Here is a 23,171-nt window from a genome sequence, read left to right on the forward strand (position 1 = left end):
GGCCTCCTTGAAAAGCCAGAAGATACTAAACGACCCGGTTTACGGATTCATCACAATCCCCAGCGAGTTGATTTTTACGATCATCGACCATCCTTATTTTCAACGCTTGCGGAGAATAAAACAACTGGGTTTGACAGATTTTGTCTATCCTGGAGCTCATCATACTCGATTTCATCATGCGATTGGAGCTATGCACTTGATGAGCATTACCCTGGACAATCTACGAATAAAAGGCACCGAAATCACAGATTATGAATATGAGGCGGCCCTTATTTCCATTCTTCTACATGATATTGGACATGGGCCTTTTTCTCATGCGTTAGAATACAGCTTGCTCAAGGGCATTCCCCACGAGGAGCTGTCGCTTATGACTATTGAACTCTTAAATCAGGAGTTTAGTGGCAAATTAGAACTAGCTTTAAGGATTTTTAAGAATCAATACGAACGTAGATTTTTCCACCAGCTGGTTTCCAGCCAGTTGGACATTGACAGACTAGACTACCTTCAGCGGGATTGTTTTTTCACGGGCGTATCTGAGGGCACGATAGGTGCGGATCGAATCATCAAGATGATGGATGTGAAAAATGACCGGGTAGTCATAGAAGAAAAAGGGATTTATTCCATTGAAAATTTCCTTAGCGCTCGGCGGTTGATGTATTGGCAGGTTTACCTGCACAAGACTACTGTGAGTGCTGAGAAAATGCTGATCAAATTAATTCAACGAGCAAAGTTTCTTAGGCAGTCGGGAATTACCTTCACGGTAACTCAGGAATTTGATTTCTTCCTGAAGGAGAACCTTTCCTTATCCGACTTCCGAACCAATCCTGACTATTTGCGCTTATTTCTCGAAATGGACGATTTGGATATCTGGGGAGCAGTGAAGCTGTGGAAAAATCACTCTGATTATGTACTGCGGAATATTTCCCAGATGTTTTTGACTAGAAACCTCTACAAAATCACTTTGACCAACGAGCCATTTTCTCCTGAAGAAATAAAACAACTGAAAGTGAAAACGATTAAAAAGCTTAAAATCCCTAGGGGGGATATAGATTATTTCTTTTCGCAAGGCGCAGTAAGTAACTATGGCTACCTGGTAAAAGACCGAATAAATATCCTGACTAAAAAAGGAAAAGTAATCGATGTGGCGCAAGCAGCTGATCTACCTAACATTAAAGTCATGAGCCAAATCGTAGAGAAACACTATGTATGTAAGGCCAAAAGCTTAAATTTAACTTATTAACTTCGTTTAAACTGGTTATGGAATTTACCCTCGGACAAGTAGCAGCCATTCTTCAAGGGAAAGTAGAAGGCGACGAAAACCAAAAAGTATTTCGATTAGACAAAATTCAAGAGGGAAAAGAAGGCGGAATTAGCTTTTTGGCCAATGAGAAATACACCTCGTATATCTATGAAACTGACGCTACCGCAGTCATTGTTTCCAGTACCTTCAATCCTACCAAAAAGCTAAAAACAAATCTAATCCGTGTAGCAGATGCATATAGTGGTTTCACCCAGCTGCTGGAAGCCTATGCCATGATGATGAAAAACAGCATGGTAGGAATAGAAGAACCTTCCTATCTAGACCCGAGTTCTACCGTAGGTGAGCAGAGTTATCGTGGCGCTTTTTCCTATATAGGCAAAAACTGTAAAGTTGGCAACTCCGTCAAAATCCATAGTCACGTGCATATCGGAGATCGGGTGCAGATAGGAAACAATGTGATTATCCACCCTGGCGCAAAGATTTGTGCAGACACTAGCATTGGTAATAATTGTGAAATTCACCCTGGTGCAGTTATCGGCTCTGATGGATTTGGTTTTGCACCACAAGAAGACGGAACGTACAAGGCAATTCCTCAGATAGGCAACGTGATCCTTGAAGACTATGTGAGCATAGGTGCCAATAGCACGATTGATTGTGCCACGATGGGTTCTACCCTAATTAAAAAGGGCGCGAAAATAGACAATCTCGTTCAAATCGCACATAATGTGATTATCGGTGAAAACACTGTGATTGCTTCGCAAACAGGAATTTCAGGATCGACCGAAATCGGTAAAAACTGTATCATAGCAGGACAGGTGGGTATAGCTGGACATTTAAAAATTGCTGATAATACCACCTTAGGTGCTAAAACTGGAATCAGTAAATCCATTAAAGAGCCAGGGACTACCTTGTTCGGGTTTATGGCGATGGACATGAAGAAATTCTTGAAATCGTACTCAATATTCAAAAAGCTAGGCTCAATAGAGGACCGAATAAGAGAACTAGAAAAAAAGCAGTAAATTTGCAGCCTTTAGCTTGCTGACCGCTTCAATAATCAGATGGCTTCAATAATCAGATGAAAGTAAAACAACACACGATTAAAAAACAGGTAGAACTATCCGGTGTGGGACTACACACAGGAGTCATATCGAACATGACATTTCTCCCTGCTCCTCCTAATCACGGATATAAGTTTCAGAGAATTGACCTAGAAGGCAGACCGACCGTAGATGCAGATTGCGACTTGGTGGTGGATGTGTCCAGAGGTACCACACTGGAGCAAAATGGCGCCCGAGTTTACACGGTAGAGCACGTCTTGGCGGCACTAGTAGGCTTAGAGATTGACAATGTGCTTATACAGCTTGATGGGCCAGAACCTCCGATCATGGATGGCTCTTCGATCCAGTTCATCGAAGTCTTAGAAGATGCCGGACTAGAGGAGCAAAACGCCCTTCGCAGATTTTTTGAAGTCCAAGAAAGCATTCAATACAAAGACTCTGCACGGGAAGTAGAAATGGTAGCTTTGCCTACTGATAACTACCGTGTGACAGTAATGGTGGATTATAATTCGCCAGTTCTCGGAAGTCAGCATGCATCCATCACAGACATTAGCCAATTTAAGTCTGAAATAGCTTCCTGCAGGACATTTTGCTTTTTGCATGAATTGGAAATGCTTTACAATTCTAACCTTATCCAAGGCGGAGATTTGAACAATGCTATCGTCGTAGTGGACAGGATTGTGGAAGAGAAAGAGCTCGTCCACCTGGCTAAGATGTTTAACAAGCCGAAAGTCGAAGTCAAAAAAGAAGGTATTCTGAACAATGTGGATCTGCGCTACCGCAATGAGCCAGCTAGACATAAGTTATTAGACGTAGTAGGAGATCTAGCATTGGTAGGCCGTCCGCTCAAAGCGCAGATTATGGCTGCAAGACCTGGCCATGCTGCGAATGTAGCTTTCGCGAAAAAAATAAAACGTGCGATGGAGAAATCTTCCTCCTCCCACATCCCTTATTACGACCCGAAGCTTCCTCCAGTAATGGACATCAATCAAATCAGCAATATATTGCCACATAGATATCCGTTCCAGCTATTGGACAAAATCATCTATCTGGATAGCACGGTAGTCGCTGGAGTGAAAAACGTAACCATTAATGAGCCCTTTTTTATGGGGCATTTTCCTAATAACCCCGTGATGCCTGGAGTCTTACAAGTAGAGGCTATGGCTCAAACTGGTGGAATCTTGGTATTGAGTACGGTAGATGATCCAGAAAATTACTGGACTTATTTTCTAGGAATTGAAAACTGTAAGTTTAGAAAAATGGTCCTACCTGGTGATACCCTTATTTTCAAATGTGAACTTTTGGCCCCAATAAGAAGAGGTATAGCTAAAATGCGTGGTGAAGCTTATGTAGGAAACACGCTAGTATGTGAGGCCGTAATGACAGCAAGCATAACCCGAAAAGAATCATGATCAGTCCTTTAGCCCACATAGATCCGAAAGCAAAAATCGGAAAAAACGTCACTATTGAACCATTCACTATGATAGGTGAAAATGTCACCATAGGTGATGGCACTTGGATCGGACCTAATGTGACTGTTTTTTCTGGAGCGACCATAGGCAAAAACTGCAAAATCTTCCCTGGAGCCGTAATAGCAGGTATTCCTCAAGATTTGAAATTTCAAGGTGAGGATTCTACCGTCATGATTGGCGACAATACAACCATCCGTGAGTGTGTCACAATCAGTAGAGGCACTGTCGAAAAACAGACTACAGTCATTGGAAGCAACTGTTTATTAATGGCTTATGTACACGTAGCACATGACTGTGTGATAGGAAGCCATGTGATCATCGCAAATTCGGTACAAATCGCCGGACACGTATCAATTGATGATTGGGCGATCGTGGGCGGATCCAGTGCTGTTCATCAATTCGTTAAAATCGGAATGCATTCCATGATTTCTGGCGGGTCATTAGTACGCAAAGACGTCCCTCCATTCACCAAAGCAGCGCGTGAGCCACTTTCCTACGCGGGTGTAAATTCACTTGGACTACGAAGAAGAGGCTTTACCAGTGAGTCCATTTCACACATCCAAGAGGTTTATCGCTATCTTTTCCTCAATAGCATGAACAATAGTCGTGCACTGGAAGAGATAGAAGTCAACCTTCCTGCCACCAAGGAAAGAGATGAAATATTGAATTTCATCCGCTCCTCAGAGCGTGGCGTAATGAAAGGTTATATCAATTAACAATGCTAAAAATCCAACTAGAAGAAGCCTCAAAACGCTTCCAATACGAATGGGTTTTTAAAAATCTAACCCTTGAATTATCTCAGGGAAATTCTTTAGCTATCACTGGCAGCAATGGATCAGGCAAGTCCACCTTGCTCAAATGCCTATGTGGTGCTATCCCAATCACCTCAGGGAAAATCGAATATTCATCAGGCGGCAAATCAATCGCAGAAGCTGATTGGTTTGCCCATTTGACAATCTCTGCACCCTACATGGAGCTGCCGGAGGAATTCACGCTTGAAGAACTATTGAATTTTCACTTCAAGTTTAAAAAACCGCTCAATAGCATCACATCAGCAGAAATCATTGAGCACCTGTACCTAACACAGCATAGCTCCAAACAAGTAGGCCAATTTTCCTCGGGTATGAAGCAACGCCTGAAACTTGGCTTGGCGCTTTTTTCGGATGTGCCTTTGATCTTTCTTGATGAACCTACCTCCAACCTCGATATAAAAGGCATAGAATGGTATCAAGAGATGATAGCTCATTTTGGGAAAAATAGAATTATGGTGATTTGTTCCAATGAGCCTAGAGAATACGAGTTTTGCGAGCAAAAAATAGTTCTAGAGGACTTTAAGTAATTCGATGCTTTAAACTTAAATTCCTACCTTTAAATCTTCAGGTATTAATCAGAAAAGATATGAAAACACTTTTTCTTAGAATATTACTTTTGTCAGTGATCGCAATCACCTTCCAAAGTTGTGGCGGAGACGATCCCGATCCAACACCACCAAAAACCGCCGAAGAAATAGCCATAGAAGCCTTGACAGGAAACGGCACGCAAGCATGGGGAATAGATGGCGGAGGATCAGTAGAGCGAGATGGCTCAACAGTAACCAATCTCTACACTGGTTTTGAGTTGGTAATGAAATCAGGATCAGCCAAAACTTATACCTCCAAAAACAACAATGACCTTTTCGATAATTCTGGAACTTGGAGTTTTTCAGGATCGAATTTCGACAAGTTCATGCTGTCAGGTACCAAGCCTGGAGCGGGTCGAGAGATTTCATTTACTCAAACGGGGAATAATCTGCGACTTACCTTCACTATTCCAGCTCCTGGAGCGAGGATAAATGGAGTACTGGCTGTGGCAGGAAATTACACTTTTAATCTATTGAAGAAATAGTACTCTAGTACACACTGAAACCAAAAAAGGGAAGCGATCGCTTCCCTTTTTTGGTTGATATTTAGTTCAAAGTAACCAGTGTCACTCCCGCTCCACCTCGATCCGCATGCTCATCTTCCATGTGTTTGACTTGGCTCATTTCTCGGAGAAAATTTCGGGTCAGATCCCGGAGAATCCCATTGCCTTTGCCGTGAACAATTCTCAAATCCTTCAGCCCCAGCATGAATCCCTCATCGACAAATGTCTGGATCAAGGAAAGAATCTCCTCCCCTCGCTTTCCTCTTATATCGAGATTGGGTGAGTAATCCATCATTTTCTCATTGGTATTATAGCCGCTTCTAGAGCTAGCAGCTTTCTTTTCCCTTTTCACTTCGCCTAGTGAGATTTTTTCTAGTCGCGAAAGCTTGACTTTTGATTTCAACTCACCGATAGATACTTCCAATTCCTTGCCTTTGATCTGAAGAACTTCTGCGATAGCACCGTTATCCTTCACTCTCACCCAATCTCCTACGGCTATCTTCCCTCCCAAAATCTTGATTTCAGGACTTTTAACAACTATTTTCTCTGGCTTAACCTCTTCTTTAAACTCCTCAAGTTCTCTACGTAAAACTTTAGTCGCCTCTTTCTCCGCTTTACCTTCTTTGATCTCACGAATCGTAGCTTCAATCTTCTTGTTGGCTTGATCTAATAGCTGCTTTGCCTCCTGCTTTGCCTCTTGGAGATAGCGCTTTTTGGTAGTTTCCATCGTTTCCTTCAGCTCATTGTATTCCTGAAGACGAGTTTTTAGCAGTCGCTCCTTTGCCTTTACATCTGCCAATAAACTTGAGTACTGGTTTTTCTCATTTTCTACCTGAGTCAACAATCGATCATACCTTACCCGCTCTTCACCAATCTGACCTTTAGCATATTCCAAAATGTCTTTGGGAATCCCGATTTTAGAAGCTATTTCCAGCGCAAATGAAGACCCAGGCTTACCGATTTCTAGCTGGTAAAGTGGCTCCAGTTTATCCACGTCATAGCGCATAGCACCGTTTACCATCCCTTGATTTTTGTTGGCAATCTGCTTTAGATTACCGTAGTGGGTGGTGATGACACCATACGCTCCGAGTTTATTCAGTGCCAAAAGAATGGATTCAGCGATCGCTCCACCGAATTGTGGCTCCGTCCCTGTCCCGAATTCGTCTATAAATAATATGGTTTTCTTATTAGCAAAAAGAGAAAAATGCTTCATGCTCATCAGGTGCGAGCTGTAGGTACTTAGGTCATTTTCTAAATTTTGCTCATCACCAATATCGATAAAGAAATTATCAAAAAGGGAGTTTTTGGAATCCGGGTGAACGGGGATCAAAACCCCACATTGTAACATATACTGTAGCAAAGCCACCGTTTTTAAGGTGACGGATTTACCTCCGGCATTAGGACCAGAAATAACCAGCAATCGCTCATGTCCACTCAATTTTACATCCAAGGGTACGATTTCTTTACCCTGAGATTTGAGTGCCAATTCCAATAGTGGATGCCTGGCTTTGGTCCAAATGAGCTGTCGTTCCTTTGTGATTTCTGGACGACAGCTATCCGTTTTTTGCGCAAATTTAGCTTTGGCACGAATGAAGTCCATCAAACCCAGGAAATTGGTAGCCTTCCTCAGCGCAGGTATAGCCGGCCTGATTCTATCCGTAAGCTGAGTCAGGATCTTAATGATCTCCCGCCTCTCCATGTATTCGAGGTCACGAATCTCATTGTTAATATCCAGTGCCTCTTCCGGCTCCATGAACACCGTCTGTCCTGTGGCTGACTCGTCATGGATAAAGCCACGAAGTTTGCGCTTATTCTCAGCAGCAATAGGAATCACCAATCTTCCCGAGCGCACGGTAATTGCCGAATCCTCAGTGGTCAGGCCTTTTGCTCTGGCTTCTTTAAATACCCGATCCATTACCTTCCTCAGGCGACTTTCTTCGTAGATAATTTGGCTTCTGATCAGTTGCAGATCTTTGCTGGCATTGCTCCGCATTTTGCCCTTCTCATCTATAATCAGCTCGATGGCTTTGAGCAAACTCATATCCAAATCCATCAGCAATCCGAGTAACTGGCTTAGTACAGGATATTCCCCTTCCTTTTTCTGAAAAAAAGAAATACAGCCTCTCAGTGTATCCAATGAAAGTTTGATCTCAAAGAAATCCTCTTCATCCAAGAAAGAATTCTCCAGCTTAGCCTTCTCTAAGTAGGGATTGAGGTTAGTGAAATTGGAGGAGGGAAAAAACTCTCCAGAAACCAAAATCTGCCGAAATTCCTCTGTCTGATCAAGCAACTTGGTCACCAAATTAAAATCAGAAGAAAAAGACAAGCGATCTACATACTGCATTCCAAGGGGAGAAGTACACTCCGCTTTGAGCAGTTCTTTGATCTTTATGAAATTTATTTTTTGTTCGAGGTTGCTAGGGTACAGCATTAGAATTGGTCTATAGTTCCGCCAGATGACTCTCTTACTACAAGGGAATCAACTACACGAGCATAAATCTGCTCCATCTCTGCTGGATCTCGGAAGTAATAAAGCATGCTCTGAGTGAAAACAGAATCACTTACGTCATGTTTAACAAAAACATCTTTTTCAAGCAAATTATACAGGACCCGAGACGAATCGTAAGCGATGGGCATGGCACTCGTCAGTCCCTCGGTCAGGTGGATATCTATCAGCACCTCCACCATTTTATCTTGTGACAATAACGTTTGTGGTTTGTTGTTAGAATCACAGCTAGTAAGAGCGAGTAGGCAAAAACTTAGTAGTATAAATAGTTTCACAGGTCAAAATTAGGTTTTTTTAACGGAAAAACTCCCCACCCTTCGTGTAACTGAAATTTTATAATTCAGCTTAGAAGCATAACTTAGGCCGTTCAAATCATCCTTCATGAACGAATTATTCAGTAAGCTCAGAAAGTACGAAGTTATGATCCGAAAGGTGGCCAATAATCACCTGCAAGGAGAATACCAGTCGCTCTTCAAAGGGTCAGGACTGGAGTTTGACGACCTCAGACCTTACCAGTATGGAGATGACATTCGTACGATTGAGTGGAAAGTATCTGCCAAAGGACACGGAACTTTTGTGAAAACGTTTCGCGAAGACAAGGAGCAGTCGGTTTTTTTCCTACTGGACATCAGTGGCAGTCAAGATATAGGCCAGGTAGGGAACAAGAAAATAGACCAAGGAAAAATCATAGCAGGAGTGCTGACGTTGGCTGCAGTATTTGAGGGCAGTCAGGTAGGTTTGATCAGTTATTCAGATCAAAAAGAAAAGCTGATTCTCCCCGCCAAAGGCAGCAAACAAGGTGTGAAAATGATCCGGGGAATTTTCGATCATGAGAATAACTCAATGAAAACAGACCTGAATTCTATGTTTACTTTTGCGCTTAATCTAATCAAAAGGAGAGCGGTGATTGTGATCATTTCAGATTTCATCGACGAGGCATATGAACGTCCATTCAGGGCATTAGCTGAGCGTCACGATGTGGTGGCTATACAGCTGACCGACCCTAGAGAGTCTGCTTTGCCTTCATTGGGGATTATTCCGGTTTTTGACAAGGAAAAAGGAAAAACTACGTGGGTAAACACCGCCTTTGGGAGCTTTTCTAAAAAAATAGCCGATACCTTTACCTCAGAGCGCGAGCATTTGAAGGAGCTGTGCAAAAAAAACCAAATAAACTACCTAGCTATCGATACTACCCAGGACATCGTAGGCCCACTTCTGGAGCTATTTAAGTACCGAAACAAAACCATGAAACGTGGCTAGAACGCTCAATTTCTTTCTTTTACTACTCATTCCATTGTTGAGTCAAGCTCAGCAAATCACTGTGAATGGGTATTTCATGCAGGACTCAGCCAAACTGGGTGAACGTGTAGGCTATGTACTGAAGGCAACCTATCCCGAATCCAAACAGCTTGTCTTCCCAGATTCTACTTTTGATTTCTCACCCTTGGTGTTGTTGGAAAAGAAAACCTTTATCTCCTACACTCAGGATAGCATCACACAGGATAGTACGATTTATTACCTTTCCAATTTCTCGTTAGACCCAAGTTCCTTCTTGACCTTGCCTGTCTATGAGCTAGCTCGCTACGATAGTGTGGTGCATTACCCGCTAGAGGCCGAATTGAAATTAAAACTTACCCTCGACAGCATTCCCGAGGAATTAGCATTCCAGCAAAACAACATTTATCAACCACTTGAGAAGTCTTTAAACTGGATAATAATAGGGATTATCATAGGTGGAATTTTACTTTTACTTGGCATTTTCTACCTCCTATTCGCGAAGAGAATCAAAGAGTTCTGGAAGGAACGACAGGAGAAAAGACGGTGGGCACTATTTGAGAAAAGATGGAAAACACAAACCAAGCTCCTAGCAGAAAATCCATCAATAGAAGCTGCGGACGAGGTAATTGGTCTCTGGAAAGGCTATATGGAAAGTATCACGAAGATGCCTGTGAGAGAATGGACATCCAGTGAGATCGGCGAGCAAATGGGAAACATGGAAATTTTCAAAGCACTACGAGCAATTGACATGATCATTTATGCAGGCAAATCTTCCAAAAGTGAAGAAGCTACGGCTTATTTGCTAGAAGTGGCGAGAACTAGTTATCAGGAAAAACAAACCAAAATCAAACATGAGAGAGCAGCTGTCTGAATTCTTTAGCTGGTCTTGGTTTTTGCCTGAGACCTTCCAGACGTATGAATGGGACAATCCGATCTTATTGAATTTGATCTGGTTGATTCCGCTTCTTATTCTCTTCAGGACCTTTGTAAAATTCCTGAAAAACCCAGTTTTAGAACTTTCTCTTCCCAAACGTGTAGCCAACAACAACCCATGGACGTATTTACGCCTGATCCCTGCAGGTTTTTTCTACCTCTTTCTGATCCTAATGGTGATAGCGTTGGCACGCCCACAGCGCAGCAACGAGCGGGTGGAGCAGTACACTGAGGGCATTGACATTATGCTCGTGCTGGATATTTCCGAATCCATGGATCTTCAGGACTTCACCCCCAATCGTCTTGAAGCTGCAAAAGCTACTGCCATAGAATTCATTAATGGTCGCGTGGGAGACCGCATTGGCATGGTGGTATTTGCCGGCGAGGCATATTCTCTTGCGCCTCTTACGAATGATTACGAGTTACTCACAGATCTAGTGAATGAGATATCTTTCAGCATGATGGAAGCTAAAGGAACCGCTATCGGCTCGGCGATAGCCGCTGGAACCAATCGGATGAAAGAATCTGAATCTACGTCCAAGGTGATGATCTTGCTCAGTGACGGAGAAAGTAATGCTGGAAACGTGGACCCCTTATTTGCCGCCAATCTTGCATCAGCATTGGATATCAAACTTTACACCATTGCTATGGGAAAAGACGGTCTAGTTCCCTACGGCACAGATTTCTTTGGCAGACCGCAGATGGTGGAAAGCTACCTAGATGAGTCCACACTCAGGGAGATCGCCAAAATAGGAAATGGAGAGTTTTTCCGAGCAGCTGACGGAGGAACTTTAGCCTCAATTTTCGAGAGAATTGACACCCTTGAGAAAACCGAAGTAATCGAAAATCGCTACAAGGAAACGGCTGATTACTACCGAGTTTATATGTTTTGGGGATTGATCCTGCTGTTTATTTGGCTAGGATTGAAGAGTAGTTTCCTGAATAACTTCCTCCTAGATTAATTTTTACCCGAAAGTCTGCTTTTTCCAAAAGTCAAGGCGGGGATTCATCACTCTAAACCAAAGAGGTGGAAATAGCGCCAGTATGATCATAGCTGAATAGCCTGCCGGAAGCTGTGGACTTTCATCATAATGATTTAATACTTGATAACGCTTGTAGGCATTTGCATGATGATCAGAATGACGTTGCAATTGAAAAAGCAAAAAATTACTAACCACTTCGCTGGCATTCCAAGAATGAAGTGGCGTAACACGTTCATAAATCCCTGAGGGCATTTTTCTCCGTTCCATTCCGTAATGCTCTAGGTAGTTAACCAATTCAAGGAGAGAAAAACCAAAAAAGCTTTGAAGAAAAAAGAATAGTGGAATCTCCCAAACCAGGCGATTTTGGATAAAAGAAAAAACAAAAAAGCCTGTAGCTACGAAAAGCAAAGGAATCACTAGAAATTGAATCATCTGATTATGGATGGACAAGAAAGCCTTCCTATTCCTAGCAAGCCGATCACGCTCAAGATCCCAGGCACTACGATAGCCATCCACCACCGAGCGAAACCAAAACGCATAAAAATTCTCTCCCACTCTGCTAGTAGCGGGGTCCTCTGGAGTTGCTACCCGTACATGGTGACCGCGATTATGCTCTATTATAAAATGCATATAGCAGACGGTCATCAGTAAGGTTTTAGCATAACTCTGTTCCAATCTGCCTTTTTTATGCCCTAGTTCATGTGCAACAGTGATTCCTATTCCTCCCGTGATCAAGGCCATCCCACTTGAAAAAGCAAGCCACTCCCACCAGACTAGCTGTTCATTACTTACTATCCAAAACCCCCAAATCACTATCGCTAGCTGCACATAGACCCAAAAGAAAGTGACCAGTTTATAAAAATTGTCATTTGTAACCTGACTCACAGCAGCTAAGGGCACGTTTTGCTTATCTCTGCTAATGAAGTAATCCATAATCGGAACTAGTATAAATACGAAAGCATGAACCATAAATAAATATCCACCGCCCAGTCGTGTACCGAGGATAAGAAGAAGTGGTAAGAACAGGGCGCTGAAAAAACCGATTTTCTTGAGGCTAGACATTGCATGTTTGGGTTAGGTTCAGCCAATTTAAGATAGATTTTCAATTCAAAAAATTGTTGCAAAAAAGCTTTGTAGTAGAACACAAAATGATTTTTGTCAGCTAGGTAAAAGAATTGTATCACCCCCTACTTAGCTAAGAATTATGACTTTTGAGCAAAGAAAAAAACATGGCAACTACAGCTTCTTTGATTCAAAAATACAACGTACCTGCACCCAGATATACCTCTTACCCTACCGTACCTCTTTGGGAAAACAACCTAGAAAACTACCAATGGAACGATCTGGTAGAAAAGGCTTTTCGGGATTTCGGCCAAGACGAAGGGATTTCTATTTACATACATTTGCCATTTTGCGAGAGCTTATGCACCTATTGCGGATGCAATAAGCGGATCACAAAAAACAACGCAGTAAAAGACCCTTACATTGAGGCGCTATTAGCTGAGTGGGGAAAATACAAGGAGATTTTCGAGGGCAAACCCAAGATCGCTGGCATCCATCTCGGTGGGGGAACTCCTACTTTCTTTGAGCCATCGTACCTTCAGCTGCTGATATCATCTATTCTGGAAGGTGCAGAAATCAGCTCCGAATCAGAATTCAGTTTTGAAGGCCATCCCAATAATACCACGTTTGACCATCTCAAAACCTTAAATGAGCTCGGATTTACCCGCGTAAGCTACGGAATTCAGGACTTTGACATCCAAGTTCAAACAGCCATACACCGGATTCAGCCTTTTGAGAAAGTGAAAGCTGCAACAGATTCAGCACGAATCCTTGGCTACACTTCCGTCAACTATGACCTCATCTATGGCCTACCTCATCAAACGGTACAAACTCTGGAATCCACCTTCGAAAAGGTTCAAGAGCTAAAACCTGATCGAATTGCATTCTATAGCTATGCTCATCTGCCTAGCGCCTTTCCGGCACAGAAGAGTTTCGAAAAATTCCTGCCAAATGATGAGGAAAAAAGTGAACTATACGAATTTGGAAAAAGCCTCCTTGTGAAAATGGGGTATGAAGAAATCGGCATGGATCACTTCGCCTTGCCGGATGATGCCCTCACTATCGCCAAAAATGAAGGCCAACTCCATAGAAATTTTATGGGCTATACTACTTTGCCCTCCAAAATTCTCATCGGACTTGGCGCCAGCAGTATCAGCGATGTGTATTACGCCTATGCGCAAAATGAAAAAAGTATAGGGAAATATGAAGCACTAGTGAAAAAAGACACGTTTGCAATCCAAAAAGGGCATATCCAAACTAAAATGGATAATACGATCAGACAGGTGATTTTAGATTTGATTTGTAAAAAACAAGCTTTAATCCCCAAAGAAATTTTAGAAAAACTAGGCCATGACCAAGTTGCTACCTTAAAAGAAATGGAAAAAGACGGCCTGATTTCAACTTCAAAAGATCAAATCTTCGTCTCGGAAATAGGAATGAAAGTGATAAGAAACATTTGCTCTCAGCTTGATCTGCGATTAGCAGATAACCAGCTCAAAAAAGAATTATTCAGTAAGACCATTTAACGGCAAACTGTAATTTCCACCTGCTCTTTACCATAGTCATAAACGACTAATTCAGGACTGTAAAAAAGTCCCAAACCTAATCCTCTAAAAATGAACAAGATTCCAATGAGCGCACCCAAATAAGGGATCGCTTTTTGGAACTTTTGTCTTATTGGAATTGAAATCAAACTCCCAGAATACATCAGCGTCAGCAAAAGTGGAATAGTTCCTATCCCGAAAAAAAACATATAGGTAGCTCCCATAAGTGGACTTTGCAATCCCAACGCTGCGACCAACGCCATATAAACCATCCCGCAAGGAAGAAGGCCATTGGCTAATCCTGTGCCGAAAAAGGCGAAAGATCCACCTGCTTTTAGAAATCGGCTAAGCTGTCTTTTCACCCAAATAACTACTCCTGAGAGTGCAGGGATTGCAAGGAATTGATCTGCCCGCTTGTACATAAGTGCAAAGATCAGAATTATCACTCCCATGGCTATAGAAAAACCTTGCTGAACTCCCGCCAGCGACAGTGAGAATCCTATGCTCCCAACGATCAATCCGAGCAGCGCATAGGTGACACTTCGACCTAAATTATATAGCATTTTATGGAAGAAATAGGCCCGATTTCCTCTGCTACCCACTGCCAAGGCAATAGGACCGCACATTCCCACACAGTGAAATGACCCTAAAAAACCCAACAAAAAGGCTGTCCAAATCATCTAAATAGTGATTTTCTTCTCCTGATAGTGATCTACTCCGTTTTCGGACCAAGTGAGTTGAACCTTCCAATAGCCATCCTTCAGCTGATTCAACGGCACGCTAGTCTTGCCCGCTTGAGTGACTTCTACCTTTATTGTTTGATCCAAAGAAGAATCAGAAGGGCGAAAAAACTGCAAAGATCCTATGGTACCTTGGGGAAGATCGAGCTCTAAAACTTTGGTATGCGCATTATAAGAAATCACTTCCCTGCCAAGATTTAGAGCAGAAGTAGATTCGTCAATAATCTCCTGATACTTAATCTCCTCCTCATAGTAGTTTTCTGTCACGAGTTCGATACCGTCCATTCGAACAGATATGACTACCATAGTCAATATTAAAACTACAAAGCCTACAATCGTAAGCACTATCCCTTTTCCCCAATCCATACAAATTTCAATAATACAATTATTCTACTTGATCGGCGCTGTGAAACTCGTTTCAATACGCCCAACCTCTTGTCCTAAATGTAGGACTGCCAACTCCACCTTCTCTTGGTTCACTTTGATTTCATCATGTTTGCGTACCAAGAAGAACCTTCCTTCAAATTTCGTCTGAGGTTCCAGCACCCAATTTTGCTCTCCGATTATTTCTACTTCCATCCCTTCAGCTAACGAAGCTAAGGAGATTTCCTGCGGATCGTAGGTTTTATTGATCAACGTGATCTGATAAAGATTGGTAACCATGCCATCCTCTCGCTCTTGATAGGTCATACCAGGAAATCTAGTAACCGTAGCCGTGATGTCCTTCCGTGTAGCCAATAAAGTCACAAAGGCAGCTACTAGTAACACCAAAACTACTATGTAAGATTTAACCCTATTGGTGATTAGCTTTTGAAATCCTTCCTTGATACTATTCTCAGACGCATACCTAATCAAGCCTACTGGCCTATCCACTTTCAGCATGACCTCGTCACAGGCATCAATACAGGCGGTACAGTTTACACATTCCATCTGTATGCCATTGCGAATGTCAATTCCAGTAGGACAAACTTGTACACAAAGACTACAATCAACACAATCACCCTTGTCTGCATTTTCAGATTCTTTCTTTCGAATAGGGGCTCTAGGCTCTCCACGTACGTAATCATACATTACGTTGATGGAATTATTGTCTAGCATCACCCCTTGGAGACGGCCATACGGGCAAACGACTAAACAGGCTTGCTCACGAAACCACGTGAATACAAACATAAAAATCCCTGAGAATGCTAAAAGCCCTACAAACCCAGCTAAATGAGCGGATGGAGGTGAGGAAACTATCTTTACTACTTCATCGATTCCAATCAAATAGGCCATAACTAGATGCCCTATTAACAAGGAAATAAAAGCAAAAATGGAAATCTTCGCCGTTTTTTTAATGATTTTCTCCTGAGTCCAAGGCTGAGCATTCAGCGCGCGCTGTTGGTTGGCATCTCCTTCTATAGCATACTCAATTTTCCTGAAAACCATCTCCATAAAAAGTGTCTGCGGACATGCCCATCCGCACCAGACCCTTCCGAAGACCACCGTAAATAGAATGATAAATACGAAGAATATAAGTAGTAGAAAAATAAGCAGGTATGTATCCTGAGGCCAAAATACAGCTCCAAAAATGATGAATTTCCGTTCAAAAATATTGAACAGAAGCCAGGGTCTTCCATCTACTTTAATAAATGGCCCAGCAAATAAAATGGCTAGTAAAAACCAGGATAAATAGGTCCTATACCTATAAAAAAAGCCTTTAACTTTCTTGGGATAGACCCAGTTTCTCTTGCCATCGTCTTGGACGGTGGCTAATGAATCTCTGAAGGTTTCAGGATTTAAATGTGGATTCTTCTTTGCCATATCGATAGGCTATTTTTCTGCCGAGAATGAGTACATCCTCGGCAGAGTTAATTTATTCTGAAACAGCAACAACAGTCGCAGCAACGGCAGTACTATCTACCGGTTCAGATGAATTCTCAGCAGGAACAGTTTCACTTCCACCGGTATAGAGTTCTCCTTGAGGTTCTTTCGCCACAGCAGGAGTGGTCCCCTGCAAGCTAAGAATATAGCTTGAGACGTCTTGTATTTCTTTAGGGCTCAACTGATCCTCCCAAGGCACCATCCCTTTTTCAATTACGCCATACTTGACCACTTTGAAAACATCTTTGATATCACCGCCGTGCAGCCAATAGTTGTCCGTAAGATTCGGTCCTACTCCTCCGCCACCATCCGCTGCATGGCAAGCTGCACAGTTCGCACCAAAGATGGTTTTCCCTGTAGATAACGCAGCATCTGAAGCGTCAAGCACCACATTAGTCTCATCTATCGAAGCTAATGTACTCATGCCTCTAGCTTCAGCTTCTACTGCTGCAATACGAAGTTCTTCCTGATATTCTTCTACGCCAGTCAGGCCAAAACCTAGGACCGTATAATAGCCAAAATAAACCACGGCAATTACAATCGTACCAGAAAAGACGTACTGAAGCCAAGGTGGCATAAAGTTGTCTAGCTCCTGAATTCCATCATAAGAATGGTCTTCCATCAGCTTGCCACTCTCCTGCTCTTCCTCAACGTCTCCTGTAACAAATCGTTTTTTAAAGGACTCCCACCAGCTTGGTTCGTCTGCTAGTTCAGGGTTTTCTTTACGAAAAACCGCCGAGATAAAGGACATCAGATAGATCATAAGAATCAGGAGTAAAATAATCACCCCTATAATGACTCCTATGATAATCAAAAGTGCCATTTGATTGGAATCCAACGCGGCAAAGCCAGAGGATCCATCCTGAGCCAGACCAGGAATGGAGAACAAAAGACTAAATAATGCAAGAATTGTTACTTGTTTTCTCATGGCTGTTTGTCAGTTAATTCGTTGTCATCATCCATCGGCAAAGCACTCATGTGCTCCACATATTCCTTTGGAGCCCTTATCGCATAAATAGTAATCCCTATAAAAAAGAGGACAAATATGACCAGAGAGATAATCGGGAATATCTCTACGTTTTCCATTGATCTTAATACTTCTTTGTACATGATTTCTCTGGTTAGTTAGTTGATGAGACTTTAATATCAGTACCTAAGCGCTGCAGATAGGCAATCAATGCGACAATCTCCGTCTGCGGCATTACCTCTATTCCAGCATCCTTGAGATTAGCAGCGATTTTTGATGCCTGAACTTCTAGATCAGCGGATGCTTGCTGATCATATCCCTCTGGATATGGCACCCCAAGCTTTTGCATCGTTCTGATTTTTGCTGGCAAATCTGAATAGTCTAGCTCATTAGTTACCAGCCATGGATATGGCGGCATCAGGGAGCCAGGAGACATGCTACGAGGGTCTTCCATGTGGAAATAATGCCAGCTGTCTGGGTATTTGCCCCCAACTCTATGAAGATCAGGTCCGGTACGTTTTGATCCCCAAAGGAATGGACGGTCATAGACAAATTCTCCTGCTTTGGAATATTCACCATACCGCTCCGTTTCAAATCTAAATGGTCTAATCATCTGAGAATGACAGCCCACACAGCCATTATTAATATAAATATCTCGTCCTTCAAGCTCAAGTGCAGTGTAAGGTTTTACCGAGCTGATTGTCGGTATATTTGATTTGACCAAAATGGTAGGGACAATTTCAACTATACCGCCAATCAGGATTGCTACAGTTGCTAATACTGTAAAGAAAATAGGTTTTCTTTCCCATGCTCTATGCCAAAACTCGCCCTTAGGGTTGTAGTTTTTAGCCAAAGCCGGCGCAGAATCTTCTTCAGTCGCTACGAATGTTCCTTGCTGAGCTGTTTTGAACATGTTATACATCATCAAGATCGCTCCGCTGAGGTACAACAAACCACCTAATGCTCTAAGCATATACATAGGTACTAGCTCGACTACAGTTTGTAAGAAGTTGCCGTAAGCCAATTTACCCATCTCGTCAAACTCTCTCAACATCAAGAATTGAGTCAGAGCAGCTACGTACATAGGTAGCGCATAGAAGATGATACCTAAGACTCCTAGCCAGAAGTGCACATTTGCAAGCTTTGTGGAGAAAAGTGATGTTTTAAATAATCTTGGCCACATCCAGTAAAGCATACCGAAAGTCAAGAAACCATTCCAGCCCAAACCTCCCACGTGTACGTGTGCTACGATCCAGTCCGTATAGTGAGCGATAGCACTTACATTTTTGAACGAAAGCATTGGGCCTTCGAAAGTAGCCATACCGTACGCTGTAATAGCTACAACCATAAATTTCAACACAGGGTCATTGGTCACTCTATCCCAAGCGCCACGCAAAGTAAGTAGGCCGTTCACCATACCTCCCCATGATGGAGCTAGTAGCATTACGGAGAAGACAGTACCTAAAACTTGAGCCCATTCCGGAAGAGAGGTGTATAGCAAATGGTGCGGCCCAGCCCACATGTAAAGGAATATCAGCGACCAGAAGTGAACAATCGAAAGTTTGTAGGAATAAACGGGTCTATTAGCTGCTTTTGGCAGAAAATAATACATCAAACCTAAGAAAGGAGTGGTTAGGAAAAATGCCACTGCATTGTGTCCATACCACCATTGTACTAAGGCATCTTGCACGCCTGCATAGGCAGAGTAACTTTTGAAGAAATTCACTGGCAAGGCAAGTGAATTAAAAATATGCAAGACCGCTACGGTGACGAATGAAGCTAGGTAAAACCAGATAGCTACATACATATGGCGTTCTCTTCGCTTAAGGATAGTTCCAATCATATTTACCCCAAAAGCAACCCATACCACTGCAATTGCAATGTCTATTGGCCATTCAAGCTCAGCATATTCTTTAGAAGAAGTGAATCCTAATGGCAAGGTCAACACTGCTGCAAGTATGATTAATTGCCAGCCGTAGAAGTGGAACCAGCTAAGGGACTCTTTCCACATCGGTGCCTTCAGCAGCCTCGGCATGGAATAATAAACACCTGCAAAGATGGCATTACCCACAAATGCGAAAATTACAGCATTGGTATGCAGTGGTCTTATTCGCCCAAATGTAGTATAAGGATTACCCAAATTGGCTTCGGGTAAGAAAAGCTGTGTCGCTGCAAGTAAGCCGACCAGCATCCCTATTACGCCCCAGATAATAGTCGCGGCCCCAAAGTATTTGACAATTTTATTGTCATAATGGAACCTCTCCAGAGTAGTGTCATTCATAGGATTTCGGTTTTGTTGGTTGATTTTTAGTTGATTTTTTAGAATTATTTTCAAAAAGAATTCTGACTGAAGGCGTGTAATTATCGTCAAACTGGCCATCTTTCATTGCTTTAAAAAACAGAAAAAGAAAGGAACCAGCTAGAACTAGACTTATGGCGATTAATAGAAATATTACTTCCATACTAAGTGAGTTTTGAAGTTAATAAGCCTTTTTTCCAAGCGATGAAATTGGTGCTGAGTGTGGTGAACACCACGACTGACACACTGCTGAGAGGCATCAAAATAGCGCAGATAACTGGACTAAGTAGCCCCTGAACAGCCAGCGTAAGACCTACGACGTTGTACATCAAGCTTAATATAAAACTTGCTTTGATAATAATCCTGCTGGATTTGGCAAAACTTAAAAAATCCGGAATCATTCCAAATACCTCTGAATCCATTATTGCATCGCTAGCTGGAGAGAAATGACTCACACGATCCGAAATAGCCACACCAACTTCACTTTCTAGTAATGCTCCTGCATCATTCAACCCATCGCCGATCATCAGTGTATTACAGGTGGAATTCAGCTCTTTTAAATAGTTCAGCTTATCAGAAGGACTTTGCTGAAAATTAAATTTGATAGTATCTCCCAGTTTGTCTTCTAGGTAAAGTTGCTCATGGGAAAAATCCCCTGACAAAATATGTAAATTATAACCTGCCTTGAGTTGAGTCACTACATCAACGGCCTTTTCCCTCAGGCCAGACTCAATCAAGAAATAACCCAACTCGAGACCTTCCACAGTAAAGCACACCAAGTTCCCATTTAGGTTGGTGATTTCTTTTTTAAATCCAGTAAACTTAGTAGAGCCTAGTCGAAATTCTTGATTTTTGAAAATGCCTAAAATCCCAGCTCCTTTGATTTCTTTAACCTCTTGTAGCACTTCTCCCTTTTGATTTCCTAGCCAGAGATTGATTCTATTACTCAGTGGATGAGTTGATCTTTCTACCATAGATTTCAAAATGGCTTTGCTCTCTTGAGATAGCACTTCACCTAGGTAAGTAACTTTAGCATTCACCGGATCAGTCAACGTACCTGTTTTATCAAAAACAACCGTGTCGATCAATGCCAGGCGTTCGACTACATGAGCATTCTTCAAGTAAAAACGACTTTTCCCAAAAATCCTAAGTGTATTACCCAAAGTAAAGGGAGTGGACATCGCTAAAGCACATGGGCACGCTACAATAAGCACAGAAGCGAAGACCTTAATAGCGATGGACAGATCGTAAAATGCCCAATAAGAAAAACCTGTAACTGCAATGAAGACTACCGACCAAGTAAAGGCCGAGCTAATCTTGGCAGACAAAGGTTCCAACAGCCTCTTAGTACTTTTCTTAAAAGAATCATTATTCCAAAGATTTGTCAAATATCCTTGAGAAGGAGACTTCTGAACGGTCAAAAGAATAGCATCACCGATTTGTCTTCCACCAGCGTAGATCAATTCACCCTTTTGCTTTGGCACAGGCACTTCCTCACCTGTCACGAAACTGTAGTCAATATTCGCAGAAGAGCTCAACAACAAGGAATCCGATGGGATCAATTCTTCGTCACGCACCAGGATCACATCCCCAACCTGAAGCTTGGCCAAAGGAACTACTTCCTCTAAATCTTTGTAAATTTTGGTAACTGCTATTGGAAAATAGGATTTGTAATCCCGATCAAACTCAAGTGTAGAGAAGGTCTTTTGTTGATACAGCTTTCCTAAGAGCAAGAAAAACAAAAGTCCTCCTAGACTATCCATGTATCCTGAGCGGTGATAAGCAAAAATCTCCCAAAGTGAATAAGCAAACAGCGCAATAATCCCCAACACGATTGGAATATCCATGTTGATTTTTCTTTGTTTGAAAGAATTCCAAGCGGACTTATAATAATCACTAGCTGAATAGAAAACCACTGGAATAGCTAGAAGCACATTTAGGTAACTAAATAGCCCACGAAAGGAGGAGTCAATCAAATCGGCTTCTGAAAAATACTCAGGAATGCTGAACAACATCATATTCCCAAAACAAAATCCGGCGACAGCAAGACGTTGAATTAATCGCTTATCATACGAACTACTTTGCTTTTTTTCCAGATCGGAAAGGTTAATTAGTGGTTCGTAACCAATGGTGGATAAAAGACTAACCAATTCCTTAACTGAAATTTTGTTGTGAAGAATTTTTATTTGAACCTTCTTTTTAACAAAATCCACTCTACTGTAAAAAATGCCAGAATGGATTTGGTGAAGATTCTCCAACAGCCAAATACAAGATGCACAATGAATGAGAGGAATGTGAAAAGTAAAATGACTTTCTATTTCATTTCGAAAATCCACCAATTGAGCCGCGGTCTCTTCATCATCCAAGTAATCAAAACGATTAGCCTGTAGTTTTTTCTTTTTCTGACTTTCTCCTGGATGATCCGCTATGTCATAATAGCTACAAAGCTGGTTTTCAGAAAGCACCTCGTAAACCAATTTACAGCCTTGACAGCAAAAACTCTGCTCATTAAAAACAAGTTTTATCTCACCACAATCTTCCCCACAGTGAAAACAAGTACTGATTTTTTGAAGTGGAAGTTCAGGTTTCATTAATAGAAGAGTAATTAATCAATCTACCATTCGGGGTAAAAATCGCAAACAAATCATGTTTCAGATGATATATTAAGCGGATTTGTAACCTTATCAGATCCTCACTTGGAGGGATTATTCCCTTAAGATAGCAAAGATTTCTTTTCGAATGGATTACCAAAACTACTTGAGGAAATGTTGGAAGTACTTGAGCAATGTCTCGCCAAATACTGACAAAAATCATAAAATAGCAGACAGCTATTAAGGGTATAAAAATCAAAATTTCATCAAATAGGTATGTCAGCAATCTTACGAGTATGCACAAATGCGTAGGGCATTAGAACAGAATCGAGAATTTGCATCACTGTCAGAAGGCTACCGTGACCAAAGAAATCGGAAATTTTAAGTTAACCAAATCCTATCTTTTCTCTAGCCCTTTGCTGGTAATGAAGCGGCTCAACCCTATTTGAAAAATGAAAAAAAACAAATTAGGGACCGTAACCAAAATCATCATAGAAATAGATCATTGGAAAAGGCTAAAGCACACTAAAGAAAGAATAGCTACAGAAAAGCTTATTGCCTCAAAGAAAAAAAACAAAAAAACCCTTTGGGTATTAACCAAAGGGCTTTGAATAAATGAGGCGGCGACCTACTCTCCCGGGTGTAACCCCAGTACCATCGGCGCTGCAGGGCTTAACTTCTCTGTTCGGGATGGGAAGAGGTGGGACCCCTG

At 42.0% G+C, this 23,171-nt stretch carries 22 protein-coding genes and 1 rRNA gene; 11 read left to right on the top strand and 12 right to left on the bottom strand.

What is annotated here, in order from left to right:
* Positions 1 to 7: 7 nt before the first annotated feature.
* From ABJH64_RS14535 to ABJH64_RS14560, 6 genes are read left to right on the top strand one after another with little or no spacing between them, the layout of a single operon-like run.
* Positions 8 to 1,240 (top strand): HD domain-containing protein, encoded by a 1,233-nt coding sequence (locus tag ABJH64_RS14535; protein WP_348274691.1) that lies wholly within the window; start codon positions 8 to 10, stop codon positions 1,238 to 1,240.
* A gap of 17 nt (positions 1,241 to 1,257) precedes the next feature.
* Positions 1,258 to 2,280, top strand: a complete 1,023-nt coding sequence (gene lpxD, locus ABJH64_RS14540) for a UDP-3-O-(3-hydroxymyristoyl)glucosamine N-acyltransferase (protein ID WP_348274690.1) — start codon at positions 1,258 to 1,260, stop codon at positions 2,278 to 2,280.
* A 56-nt stretch (positions 2,281 to 2,336) separates the two neighbouring features.
* The gene (locus ABJH64_RS14545) at positions 2,337 to 3,731 is read left to right on the top strand and encodes a bifunctional UDP-3-O-[3-hydroxymyristoyl] N-acetylglucosamine deacetylase/3-hydroxyacyl-ACP dehydratase (RefSeq protein WP_348274689.1); all 1,395 of its coding nucleotides are present in this window, start codon (positions 2,337 to 2,339) and stop codon (positions 3,729 to 3,731) included.
* A complete protein-coding gene (lpxA, locus tag ABJH64_RS14550) occupies positions 3,728 to 4,507 on the top strand; it encodes an acyl-ACP--UDP-N-acetylglucosamine O-acyltransferase (protein WP_348274688.1) in 780 nt (259 codons plus the stop codon). Before ABJH64_RS14545 ends, lpxA begins: the two co-directional genes overlap by 4 nt.
* 2 nt (positions 4,508 to 4,509) lie before the next feature.
* Positions 4,510 to 5,130, top strand: coding sequence for an ATP-binding cassette domain-containing protein (locus ABJH64_RS14555; protein ID WP_348274687.1), 621 nt, complete (start codon positions 4,510 to 4,512; stop codon positions 5,128 to 5,130).
* Positions 5,131 to 5,189: 59 nt separating this feature from the next.
* Complete coding sequence (locus ABJH64_RS14560; protein ID WP_348274686.1) at positions 5,190 to 5,675, top strand: hypothetical protein; 486 nt, start codon at positions 5,190 to 5,192, stop codon at positions 5,673 to 5,675.
* Between the two features lie 61 nt (positions 5,676 to 5,736).
* Here the strand turns inward: ABJH64_RS14560 and ABJH64_RS14565 are convergent, their stop codons facing one another.
* On the bottom strand, positions 5,737 to 8,124 hold the full coding sequence (locus ABJH64_RS14565; protein ID WP_348274685.1) for a Smr/MutS family protein: 2,388 nt from the start codon (positions 8,122 to 8,124) through the stop codon (positions 5,737 to 5,739).
* On the bottom strand, positions 8,124 to 8,396 hold the full coding sequence (locus ABJH64_RS14570) for a DUF4296 domain-containing protein (RefSeq protein ID WP_348274684.1): 273 nt from the start codon (positions 8,394 to 8,396) through the stop codon (positions 8,124 to 8,126). The genes ABJH64_RS14565 and ABJH64_RS14570 overlap by 1 nt, the downstream gene beginning before the upstream one ends.
* A 184-nt stretch (positions 8,397 to 8,580) precedes the next feature.
* On the opposite strand from ABJH64_RS14570, the gene ABJH64_RS14575 reads away from it, so the two are divergent.
* From ABJH64_RS14575 to ABJH64_RS14585, 3 genes are read left to right on the top strand one after another with little or no spacing between them, the layout of a single operon-like run.
* Complete coding sequence (locus ABJH64_RS14575) at positions 8,581 to 9,459, top strand: DUF58 domain-containing protein (RefSeq protein WP_348274683.1); 879 nt, start codon at positions 8,581 to 8,583, stop codon at positions 9,457 to 9,459.
* Complete coding sequence (locus ABJH64_RS14580; protein ID WP_348274682.1) at positions 9,452 to 10,348, top strand: hypothetical protein; 897 nt, start codon at positions 9,452 to 9,454, stop codon at positions 10,346 to 10,348. Before ABJH64_RS14575 ends, ABJH64_RS14580 begins: the two co-directional genes overlap by 8 nt.
* A complete protein-coding gene (locus ABJH64_RS14585) occupies positions 10,329 to 11,372 on the top strand; it encodes a VWA domain-containing protein (RefSeq protein WP_348274681.1) in 1,044 nt (347 codons plus the stop codon). Before ABJH64_RS14580 ends, ABJH64_RS14585 begins: the two co-directional genes overlap by 20 nt.
* Before the next feature lie 3 nt (positions 11,373 to 11,375).
* On the opposite strand, the gene ABJH64_RS14590 is transcribed toward ABJH64_RS14585, so the two are convergent.
* Positions 11,376 to 12,455 (bottom strand): alkane 1-monooxygenase, encoded by a 1,080-nt coding sequence (locus tag ABJH64_RS14590; protein WP_348274680.1) that lies wholly within the window; start codon positions 12,453 to 12,455, stop codon positions 11,376 to 11,378.
* Between the two features lie 167 nt (positions 12,456 to 12,622).
* Here ABJH64_RS14590 and hemN point away from each other — a divergent pair, with 167 nt between their 5' ends.
* Positions 12,623 to 13,981, top strand: coding sequence for an oxygen-independent coproporphyrinogen III oxidase (gene hemN / locus ABJH64_RS14595; protein WP_348299568.1), 1,359 nt, complete (start codon positions 12,623 to 12,625; stop codon positions 13,979 to 13,981).
* On the opposite strand, the gene ABJH64_RS14600 is transcribed toward hemN, so the two are convergent.
* From ABJH64_RS14600 to ABJH64_RS14635, 8 genes are read right to left on the bottom strand one after another with little or no spacing between them, the layout of a single operon-like run.
* The gene (locus tag ABJH64_RS14600) at positions 13,978 to 14,679 is read right to left on the bottom strand and encodes a sulfite exporter TauE/SafE family protein (RefSeq protein ID WP_348274678.1); all 702 of its coding nucleotides are present in this window, start codon (positions 14,677 to 14,679) and stop codon (positions 13,978 to 13,980) included. The genes hemN and ABJH64_RS14600 overlap by 4 nt on opposite strands.
* The gene (locus tag ABJH64_RS14605; protein ID WP_348274677.1) at positions 14,680 to 15,105 is read right to left on the bottom strand and encodes a FixH family protein; all 426 of its coding nucleotides are present in this window, start codon (positions 15,103 to 15,105) and stop codon (positions 14,680 to 14,682) included. It lies immediately after the preceding gene.
* Positions 15,106 to 15,129: 24 nt separating this feature from the next.
* Complete coding sequence (gene ccoG / locus ABJH64_RS14610) at positions 15,130 to 16,542, bottom strand: cytochrome c oxidase accessory protein CcoG (RefSeq protein WP_348274676.1); 1,413 nt, start codon at positions 16,540 to 16,542, stop codon at positions 15,130 to 15,132.
* Positions 16,543 to 16,594: 52 nt separating this feature from the next.
* Positions 16,595 to 17,530, bottom strand: a complete 936-nt coding sequence (locus ABJH64_RS14615) for a cbb3-type cytochrome c oxidase N-terminal domain-containing protein (RefSeq protein WP_348274675.1) — start codon at positions 17,528 to 17,530, stop codon at positions 16,595 to 16,597.
* A complete protein-coding gene (locus ABJH64_RS14620; RefSeq protein ID WP_348274674.1) occupies positions 17,527 to 17,712 on the bottom strand; it encodes a cbb3-type cytochrome c oxidase subunit 3 in 186 nt (61 codons plus the stop codon). The genes ABJH64_RS14615 and ABJH64_RS14620 overlap by 4 nt, the downstream gene beginning before the upstream one ends.
* Positions 17,713 to 17,723: 11 nt before the next feature.
* The gene (gene ccoN, locus ABJH64_RS14625) at positions 17,724 to 19,850 is read right to left on the bottom strand and encodes a cytochrome-c oxidase, cbb3-type subunit I (protein ID WP_348274673.1); all 2,127 of its coding nucleotides are present in this window, start codon (positions 19,848 to 19,850) and stop codon (positions 17,724 to 17,726) included.
* Positions 19,843 to 20,031 (bottom strand): cbb3-type cytochrome oxidase assembly protein CcoS, encoded by a 189-nt coding sequence (ccoS, locus tag ABJH64_RS14630; protein ID WP_348274672.1) that lies wholly within the window; start codon positions 20,029 to 20,031, stop codon positions 19,843 to 19,845. The genes ccoN and ccoS overlap by 8 nt, the downstream gene beginning before the upstream one ends.
* Position 20,032: 1 nt before the next feature.
* On the bottom strand, positions 20,033 to 22,459 hold the full coding sequence (locus ABJH64_RS14635; protein ID WP_348299567.1) for a heavy metal translocating P-type ATPase metal-binding domain-containing protein: 2,427 nt from the start codon (positions 22,457 to 22,459) through the stop codon (positions 20,033 to 20,035).
* Between the two features lie 452 nt (positions 22,460 to 22,911).
* On the opposite strand from ABJH64_RS14635, the gene ABJH64_RS14640 reads away from it, so the two are divergent.
* A complete protein-coding gene (locus ABJH64_RS14640; RefSeq protein WP_348358208.1) occupies positions 22,912 to 23,070 on the top strand; it encodes a hypothetical protein in 159 nt (52 codons plus the stop codon).
* A gap of 4 nt (positions 23,071 to 23,074) precedes the next feature.
* Here the strand turns inward: ABJH64_RS14640 and rrf are convergent.
* Positions 23,075 to 23,171: ribosomal RNA gene (rrf, locus tag ABJH64_RS14645) — 5S ribosomal RNA — on the bottom strand; the annotation flags it as partial.

The sequence above is a fragment of the Algoriphagus sp. genome, from assembly GCF_039969895.1.
Taxonomy (GTDB): Bacteria; Bacteroidota; Bacteroidia; order Cytophagales; family Cyclobacteriaceae; genus Algoriphagus.